Below are 9,854 nucleotides of genomic sequence, written 5' to 3'. Positions count from 1 at the left end.
ATCATTGTATCATTAAATCATTGTATCATTAAATCATTGTATCATTAAATCATTGTATCATTAAATCATTGTATCATTAAATCATTGTATCATTAAATCATTGTATCATTAAATCATTGTATCATTACATCATTGTATCAAACCTTAACTCCCATTTTTTTCATAAGCTCAGTAGCATTCAATATTTTACAAACACCCTTCTTTAGTTTGTAATCAAAATTAAATTGTCCTTTATCAATATTTACTTCAAAATTATAATTAAAAATATTTTGTTTATATTCATCTTCCAGCTTTGCTAATTCAAGGTCGTGAGTAGCAATTATTCCTGTGCTTTTTTCTTTAATTAATTGTTTTATTAAAGCTTTGGAACCTTTTAATTTATCTTTGGAATTTGTTCCTTTCAATATTTCATCAAGCAAAATAAAAACATCTTGCTTTTCAACTTCATTAATAATCTGCTCCAATCTTTTTAATTCAGCATAAAATGTAGATTCACGGTTTGACAAATCATCAGTAATTCTCATGCTAGTAAAAATTTGAATAATTGAAAACTTAAAATTGTTTGCACAAACCGGAGCTCCCGTCATTGCAAGTATCATATTTACACCCACCGTTCTCAAAAAAGTACTTTTCCCAGCCATATTTGAACCTGTAATTATAAAAAATCTGCTTAATCCGTCTATCTCAAAATCATTAGGAACTCTTTCAGTGTCAGGTATCATTGGATGCCCCAAATTTTCAGCTTTCAAATAAAAGTTATCATCACTAATAATTGGAAAACAAAGGTTATTGTCATTATAATAAAATCCTGCTATTCCAGACAGAGCATCAATTTCGGAAATAACATCAAACCAGAGTGGGAATTCATTGCTGTATTTTTTTCTCCATTTTTCCAATCTCACAACACATTGAAGATCCCATAATAAAAGTCCGTTCAAAAATATAGCAGCCAGCATATTTAATCTATTGTCAAAATAACCGATAATAGAACTTAGTTTCTGAATATTTTCCCCTGCAGAAGTATTATCCTTTTTTAATTTTTGCTTTAGATTATTTAATTTTGCAGAACTAAAACTCTCATTTTCAATCTCTGCAATCAGATTTGCATATTTTTTTATTAGTTTTAACTTTTTTGTTGTTGTACTATGTTCGTAGTTAATTTTTTTCAAATGAGACCCAATAAATGCCAGTTGGAAAATACCCAGTAAAATTGGAATTTTTGCAGGAATCACAAATATTGAAAGTATAAAAGCTACAATTGTAATAAATGGCAAAAACAAAAGCAAAAATTCATAGATTTTTTTCCCTGCAAAATTCACATCTTTGTTAAGCCAGTCTAATATTTCTTTTGAATCAACCCCTGATTCCACTTGAATACGACCTGTTGCCTGAAATTGCTGTCTCCAATCCAATTTATCTTTTAACTCCGAAATAGCTTTCTGTCTTTCTTCAATTTCTTCCTTTTTCGCTTTGTTTTTCAACCAAGTTGCCAATTTAATTGTTCCAATTACCGTTGCAGACCTGTTTAAATATTGAAAAAGTGATTTTTCACCAAAAACATCTAAATCGGAAGAATAATAATGACTATTGTCAACAAACTCATTACCATCATCTAACCCATTTGTTTTAAAATTCAATCTCTGAATTTCCTCATTATTAATATCAATTAAAAAAGATAGATTTTTCTTTTGATCTTTCAATTTCCCATGATATTTAACAACCAACAAAAAAGAAATCAACGATATTGCCAGAACAATAAATGCAGGAACATTATCTATTTTGAATAAATAAATTGTTAGAGCTGTACCAACTGCAAAAACAAGAAATCTAAAAAAGGCTGTCCATCTAATTTTTTTTAAAACAGCTTTAAACTCACCGGTAAATATCCTTATTCTATCATTGTAAGTTTCTAAAATTTTTGCTTTCATTTAAATGGGAAATTGAACTTTTATAAAAAATTTTTATCATACAATTTCTTTGCCGTCAATTTTTTTTTAACCTTTTCAACTTATATCACAATTTTGTATTATATTTGGCATCTAAATATATGTTATATTTTTTAATAATTAAAATAACCGGAGGTAAAAAATGAAAAAAATTATTAATCGAATACTGCTTTTTTTAATAGTCCCACTAATTATGAGCAGTTGTTTAACAACCGAATCTAAGGTATATAATTTTGTTATAAACTATGATGGTTCAGGCTATGGCACAATAAAATTTGTCAATATAGTTTCTCAAAAGGATGGTGATAAGGATGAATCTGAAAAAGATTTTAAAGAACTGATAAATGACTATATTGAAGGAAATAGTTTCGAAGAAGATAATCCAAATTATAAAGTAATATCAAAAAGGTTATATGAAGAAGATAATAAATTGATGGGAGAAGTAAAATTTACTTTTGATAATTATGAAGATATCAAGTTTTTCAAAAACAAAAATTGTAAATGTTCATCTCTTTATTATTACAAAAGTAATACAATGGAAACACTTGCTGAAACTGATGGAGAAATAATAGGAAATAAAAGCAAACTTCCAATTATTCAATGGAAAGTGAAAATCAAAAAGAAAAGTCCCGTAAAAGTCTTTTTCAAAACAATTGTTGAAGAAGACCCTACTGATGATATAAGTTTGGTTTACAAGTATAGAAAATGGAAACGTTAATAGCGAATTTGACTTTCAATAAATTTGCTTAATTTTTATTCTATTTAGTGCCTCTTAGAAAACTATCAAATTTTATGATTTCTAAGATTTTTGACCTGCCTTTGCCGTCAGGCAGGTGAGATTTTTATTTTTTGAGAGTTTTTTAAGAGGCACTATCTAAACAATCTCGAATGTTACCTCCCTCACTAAAATCTACCCATTTCAATTGTTCTGAATTTATTAGTTCTTATTTTGGATTTTGATTATTAATATTTGAGATTTTTGTTTAAAGGAGGTTTCCTTGAGCAATAAAATTGTCCAAAAAGGTTTATCAACAAGCTAACTATCTAATATTTACCGACAAACATTTAATTCACTTATAAATTTACTTGGAAACTATACTTTTAATTTACTAATTTTACGGGGAAATTATTTTAACTATTTAAGTGAATAATTCAATATTTTAAGTAATGAAACAAAAAAATATACGTTCTATTAAATGACTATTAAAATTAGAAACATAGTAAACTAAAATGAAGCAATTAATAAAAATATTAATTCTATGGATTATTGTTTTACCGTTATTTGCTCAAAATGAAGCAAATATTTGGTATTTCGGTGAAAATGCAGGAATTGATTTCGGGAGTGGTCATCCCGTTGCTTTAACAAACGGAAAATTAAATACAAAAGAAGGTTGTGCATCAATTTCTAATATAAGTGGAAAATTACTTTTTTATACAGACGGAAGAACAGTTTATAATAGAAATCATGTACCAATGAGTAATGGAAGCTCATTACATGGACATTATTCAAGTTCTCAATCAGCGATAATAATACCTAAACCAAATTCAAATACCATTTATTTCATTTTTACTGTTGATGCATTAGCAGGAGCTTATGGTTTATGTTATTCAGAGGTTGACATGACGTTAGCAGGAGGACTTGGAGATATAACTTCTAACAAAAACATTGCATTAGTTACTCCTACTTGCGAAAAAATTACAGCATTAAAGCATGCTAACGATAAAGATATTTGGGTAATTACACATGAATGGGGAACAAGTAATTTTTTTGCATACATTGTTACTCCTTCCGGTGTAAACACAACAGCAGTAATAAGTAATGTGGGAACAGCAATTACAGGCGATCATGCAAACTCAGCCGGATATTTAAGGTCTTCACATGATGGAAGAAAAATTGTTTCAGCAAACTGGAATATTGGAAATATTGAAATATTTGACTTTAATAAATCAACAGGTATTTTATCAAATCCTTTAACACATGGTAATTTTCAAAATTACGGACCTTATGGTATTGAATTTTCCCCCAATAACAGATTTCTATATATAACAGAAGGATGGGGAAACAATTTATATCAATATGACCTTGAAGCAGGCTCAGACAACCAAATAATAAAATCAAGGGTAAAAATTGCTACTTATTCAGGATATTTTGGAGCTATTCAAATAGCACGCGATGGGAAAATTTATGTTGCAGAAGATCAAAATAAATATCTGGGTGTAATAAATTGCCCCAACAAAAAAGGAATTGAATGTAATTTTGTAACAAACGGATTTCACTTGAATGGAAAAGAATCAAGCTTCGGATTACCAACATTTATTTCTACACCATTGTTTTCCTCATTTAGTTACAAAGGTGAGTGCATCGGTGATTCTACATATTTTCAGTTTGGAGGCTCAAAGGCAGACTCTATTCTTTGGAATTTCGGTGAGCCTGCTTCCGGTTCAGAAAACATTTCAACACTTGACAATCCTGCTCATCTTTATCAAAGTGAAAAGACCTTTACTGTTACTGTTAAGGCTTATTATGGAGGAATTACTACAAGTAATTTAAAAAACATTAGTATTCATTCCATTCCTGAAATAGATTTGGGTAAAGATACTTCACTTTGTTTAGGAAGCTTTACAATACTTGATGTTTCCTTTCCAAATAGCTCGTATTTATGGCAAGACGGATCAGTTCGCTCAACTTATATTGCTTCAGATTCAGGACTTTATTACGTAAAAGTTACAAATGATTGCGGATCAACAAGCGATTCAATTATATTATCTTTTACAGATTGCTCATGTAATTTATTTATTCCCAATGCCTTTTCTCCCAATGATGATGATAAAAATGAAGTTTTTATTCCTATAACTAACTGTAACATCAGTAATTACAAATTATTAATTTTTAATAATTGGGGAGAACAAATATTTGAATCAGTAAATATTAATGAAGGCTGGAATGGAAATTATAATACTCAAAAATCCCCTGAAGGAGTTTATTTTTATATTCTTACAGCTAATATTCACGGCATTTCACATGAAAAAAGATTTGGTCGTTTTAAGTTGATAAGATAAAAGTAGAAGTTGTAGGCACATAAAAATTAGTAACGAAAAACAAAAACTATAAAAAGCCCAAACGCAACCATTTTACATTTGGATAGTCTAATAAAAAAAACAAACAAATAATGCAAAACGTAAATCTCAGAATTTATAGAATAATCAGGGAACTTGGAGGAGAAAAAGAAACCATTCAACCAAGAGCAAGGCTTAAAGAGGATATAGGTTTTGATTCTTTTGACTTATGTTGCTTTTTAAATTCAGTTGAATACAGATGTAATGTAATTTTTAACAAAACAGAAACAACAAAATTTAAAACTGTTGGCAATATTGTTGACTACGTTTCTTCAATTTCTAATTAGTGCCTCTAAGAAAACTATCAAATTTTATGATTTCTAAGATTTTTGATGAGATTTTTATTTTTTGAGACGAGGCGATGCCTTAGCATCAGTGAGTTGAGAAAGATAAAAATATCGCAAAAAGATAGGAATCTAATTTTGCAGAGTTTTCTTAGAGACACTAATTAAGGGGACTTCTCATAATTTGGTATGAAAATAGCATTATCGCTATTTTCAATTATTTGTTATTCAATGAAAAGATTTCTCATCTTAGCTTTACTACTCCTCTCTTTTAGTTCATTTTCCAAAGGAATTATTATTGGAAAATCAGCCATAATACAAAACTTATTTCACGACTCTGACAGTTTATCCATTATAAAAACTGCTAATAATATTTCAAAAAAATATGACAAAGTCATTATTCATTTAGGCAGAAAAGACCCTTTTGCTTATAATGGACTATTTAATACAACTGTAAGTCAGAATAATCTAAGAACCTTTAGTGATTTTTTAAAAAATAAAGATGTTAAAATTTATTTTTGGATTCTGGATAGTTATGGTAGCAAAGGGTTTAAAAAGTTATACAAACAACATGAAGAAATTATTGACAATTTTCTTCTTTCAATGGATACTATCAAAATATATTGTGATGGATATGTTGTTGATATGGAATGGATAAATATTCCTAATGGGAAAAACAACAAAAGATATTTGAAGATTCTTAAATATTTCAAATCAAAAATTGGCAACAAAAAACTATTCCCTTTTATTTCCATAATTGAAATTCCGGAACATAATTCAGAAAGAGGATTTGATGAGAAAGAAATATTAAAATATGCTGATAACATTCTCCCAATGCTTTACGTTGCAGATGCAGGTTTTCATATTAAAGACAACAAATTACAACCAAAATTATTTACTGATAGAATCAACTCTTTAAAAAAATATTTTAACAATAAAAATTACAACACAGTAGTTTCAATGTGTGAAGGAATCGTTTGTGTAAATCACAATAAAGTAACTTTTGAAAAAACTATTTATTCAATCAAAGATCCTATTTTTACTAAATTGAAAAAAGAAAAAACAGAACATTACCCTTATTACAATATTGTTAAATACAAAGCAAAAAAATCTTTTTCATTCAAGAATGATAATGATGAACTCATAAAAATCAAGAAAAGAAATTATATTTATTTCATTGACATAAAAGAATCAATCATTGCTAAAAATGATTTCATCTGGGAATATTCCTATATCGAAATAGGAAAACCTAATGGGGAACTTTAAAATCTGAACGCAAGAAATTTCCTAAATTCGTGTCTTATTTATAAATTTGAAGTTAATACGAAACATCCAAGCAATAACTTAATGAACGACAAGGAATTAGTAAATGCGATTATCAATCAAGACAACATTGCTTTTAAAGAATTTGTTGAGAAATATCGTAATTTAGTATTTAAAACTTGCATTGGTTTTGTCCATAACGAAGCTGATGCAGAAGACCTTAGTCAAGAAGTTTTCATTGAAGTATTACGCTCAATCAACAAATTTAGAGTAGAATCAAAAATCTCTACTTGGTTATATCGTATTTCTGTAAATAAATCCCTGAACTTTATCCGCTCAAATAAAAAACACAAGCATGTTCAAAGTTTTGAAAGTACTTTTAATGCAGTAAGCAATGAATCTGATATTACTGATAATATTCAAGCAGATGGAATTATTGAAGAAAAAGAAAGAGCAAAAGTTTTATCTACAGCCATTGATTCCCTAAGCAAAAATCAAAAAATTGCATTTACACTAAATAAATACAGAGATATGTCTTACAATGAAATTTCTGAAATTATGGACTTGTCATTATCATCTGTAGAATCATTACTATTTAGAGCTAAAAAGAAATTACAGAAAAAACTAATTCATTACTATAGAGGGGGTCTATAAAAATAATCTTAACTGAAAACACAAGTTTTAAATAAATATAGTGTCTTATGAACAAATCGGAAAACATGAATTGCAAAAACACACATAAAAACATTCTGTCCTACATTGAAGAAAATCTTTCTTCAAAACAAAAAGCAGAATTTGAAAATCATATCCAAGGATGTGATGAGTGTATGCAATTATATTCTCAATTAAAAAACACATACGGAATAATTAAAAAAGAAAAATCAAAAACAACTGATGATTTCTATTTTACACGTTTACAAAATAAAATTGAACAAAATAAAAAACCAAAAGAATTTTCAATATCACAATTATTTTCAACAAATACAATTTCATTAGCTATTGCTGCTATGCTAATTGTTATCACAGCATTTACAGGTATTTTTATCGGACTAAACTTAAACAATTCTGAGAATTATTTTTCAGAAGAATCAACAAGAGAAGATAAAATAGAAGCTGTAAAAAATGAATACTACATGACAGCAATAAACGAAGAAAGTATTGAATATTTTATTTTAACATCAAATCAAAACCAATAATGAATTATTTTAACAAAATACGAAACCTTACAATAAGTGTAATAATATTGGCAGTTCTCAATATTTCAACCATAGCTACATTAATAATACTTAATTCAAAAACAAATTACCATCCCAGACATTTACAACAACCGCATAATTCTCATAAATTTATTTTCAACGAATTGGGGCTTGATGATAATCAAAAAGCAGAATTTGAGCAATTTAGAGATGAATTCAGATTAAATATGAAAAATATTTCCAATGAGCTAAGTCAAAAACATATAGAATTATTTGAAGAAATCACTTCTGCCAAACCTGATTCGCTAAAACTAAATGAACTTGCAGTAGAAACAGGTGAGCTTCACGCTGCACTAAAAAATGAATCTACAAAATTCTTTTTAAGCATGCGTAGTATCTGCAATAAAGAACAAGAAAAAACATTATTTGCAATTTTTGAAGAAATGACTAACAAAAAAGGACGATTTCATAACGGAAATGAAATGCATAAAAGACCAATGCACAGGCAAATGAATCATCCTTTAAGATAATATTTAAAACACTTTTATTTAACTTATTAAAACAAAAATTATGAAAAACAAAAATTTAAAAACAATCAGCATGATACTTTTTACAGTATTTATCGCAAGCACATTTTCAACAAATGCATTTGCACAAAGGAAATTGAACAAACAAACAAAATCACCACAAAGTCAATACAGAGAAATGAATAATGATTTTAATCATTCCTGTAATATTCCCAATTTAACAGACAATCAAATAGAAAGTATTAAAAAGCTTAGAACAAAGCACATGAAAAAAATTCTTCCAATTAGAAATCAACTTAGAGAAAAAAATGCAAAACTAACCACTTTGATTACTCAGGATAAAATGGATAACACAGCCATTGACAAAATAGTTGACGACATTTCTGACTTGAGAAAGCAAATGATGAAAAACAGGATTTCTCACAAAAACGAAATCAGGAATATTCTTACTGATGAGCAAAAAGTTTATTTTAACATGCATTCATCTCACAGAAAAGGACAAAAACATGGCATGGGTCCAAGAAAAGGAATGAATCAAGATAATTGCCAAGGATACCATAGAAGATAAAAAATATTAAAATATTTCTCTCATAAAAGCTCTGTGTTTTAAATAATACAGAGCTTTTTTTTTGCAAAAAAAACAAAAAATTAAAGCAAATTAAAGAAAGGAATACTGGTTTGATTGCAACATTAAATAATATTAATCAATAATGAATATATTTTAAGAAAATTTATTTTCTGTTACATGATAAGCTTTCGGTATAAATTATAGCTTTGTGTTTTCAAATAATACCAGTTAAACATTCTTTAAACGAATATGAAGAAAATAATTATAGTCTCAATTCTCCTTCTCAATATTTTTGTAGCAAAAATTTATGCCCAAGAAAATATTATTAAGCTACATATTAGTGAACTATTTTTAACAAACATTAGTTTAAATTACGAAAGAGAAATAACAGATAGGACATCATTTGCCATAAATGCAGGATTTTTTATTCCCCGAAAAATCCCAAATATGTTTATAAGCAATCCTGTTGTTGATGATTTGGAAATTAAAAATATATTGACAGGATTCTCAATTTTACCAGAGTTCAGATTTTATCTTGAAAAAAAAGACGACCTATCAGGCTTTTATATTGCACCATTCCTTAGATACAGAAATTATTCTATTAAATTTAACAACACTTATGACAATATAGAAACAAGAGTACAAGGCACATATTCCACTATTGGAGGTGGAGTTCAATTTGGAATACAAGGAACAATTAAAGAAGTTATTTCAATAGATTGGTATATACTTGGAATAGGTGTAAATTACAACTCCTTTAGTTTAATGTATAATTCTGACGAAAGCGGAATAGATTATTTACAACTAAAAAAAGACATTGATATTGAAATTGCCGATATGCCCATTTTTAACAAAAGAGTGAAAACAGAAGCCGCCTACGATTACATTAAAGGAGTAGCTACATTTATTTTACCGTCTTTTCGTACAGGAATTTCTATTGGATATATTTTTTA

The 9,854-nt window shown here is 27.9% G+C and carries 10 protein-coding genes; 9 read left to right on the top strand and 1 reads right to left on the bottom strand.

The features are described from left to right. Nucleotides 1-137 precede the first annotated feature (137 nt). Nucleotides 138-1,928 (bottom strand): hypothetical protein, encoded by a 1,791-nt coding sequence (locus U9R42_10965; GenBank protein ID MEA3496546.1) that lies wholly within the window; start codon nt 1,926-1,928, stop codon nt 138-140. Nucleotides 1,929-2,088: 160 nt separating this feature from the next. Here U9R42_10965 and U9R42_10960 point away from each other — a divergent pair, with 160 nt between their 5' ends. From U9R42_10960 to U9R42_10920, 9 genes are all read left to right on the top strand, one after another. Further along, nucleotides 2,089-2,664, top strand: coding sequence for a hypothetical protein (locus tag U9R42_10960; protein MEA3496545.1), 576 nt, complete (start codon nt 2,089-2,091; stop codon nt 2,662-2,664). Nucleotides 2,665-3,176: 512 nt separating this feature from the next. Next, entirely contained in the window at nt 3,177-5,006 is a 1,830-nt protein-coding gene (locus U9R42_10955; protein MEA3496544.1) for a gliding motility-associated C-terminal domain-containing protein, read from the top strand. Nucleotides 5,007-5,116: 110 nt separating this feature from the next. Then, entirely contained in the window at nt 5,117-5,350 is a 234-nt protein-coding gene (locus U9R42_10950) for an acyl carrier protein (GenBank protein MEA3496543.1), read from the top strand. Between the two features lie 186 nt (nt 5,351-5,536). Continuing rightward, complete coding sequence (locus U9R42_10945) at nt 5,537-6,613, top strand: hypothetical protein (GenBank protein MEA3496542.1); 1,077 nt, start codon at nt 5,537-5,539, stop codon at nt 6,611-6,613. Nucleotides 6,614-6,694: 81 nt separating this feature from the next. Then, complete coding sequence (locus U9R42_10940) at nt 6,695-7,264, top strand: RNA polymerase sigma factor (protein ID MEA3496541.1); 570 nt, start codon at nt 6,695-6,697, stop codon at nt 7,262-7,264. Between the two features lie 47 nt (nt 7,265-7,311). Beyond that, on the top strand, nt 7,312-7,806 hold the full coding sequence (locus U9R42_10935; protein MEA3496540.1) for a zf-HC2 domain-containing protein: 495 nt from the start codon (nt 7,312-7,314) through the stop codon (nt 7,804-7,806). After that, nucleotides 7,806-8,336, top strand: a complete 531-nt coding sequence (locus U9R42_10930) for a periplasmic heavy metal sensor (GenBank protein ID MEA3496539.1) — start codon at nt 7,806-7,808, stop codon at nt 8,334-8,336. The genes U9R42_10935 and U9R42_10930 overlap by 1 nt, the downstream gene beginning before the upstream one ends. A gap of 40 nt (nt 8,337-8,376) precedes the next feature. Then, complete coding sequence (locus U9R42_10925; protein ID MEA3496538.1) at nt 8,377-8,901, top strand: Spy/CpxP family protein refolding chaperone; 525 nt, start codon at nt 8,377-8,379, stop codon at nt 8,899-8,901. Between the two features lie 249 nt (nt 8,902-9,150). Further along, nucleotides 9,151-9,854, top strand: a 704-nt coding sequence (locus tag U9R42_10920) for a DUF3575 domain-containing protein (protein ID MEA3496537.1), incomplete at its 3' end; no start/stop codon positions are given.

The organism is Bacteroidota bacterium, from assembly GCA_034723125.1.
Taxonomy (GTDB): domain Bacteria; phylum Bacteroidota; class Bacteroidia; order CAILMK01; family JAAYUY01; genus JAYEOP01.
This window is presented reverse-complemented; position numbering and strand designations above follow the sequence as displayed.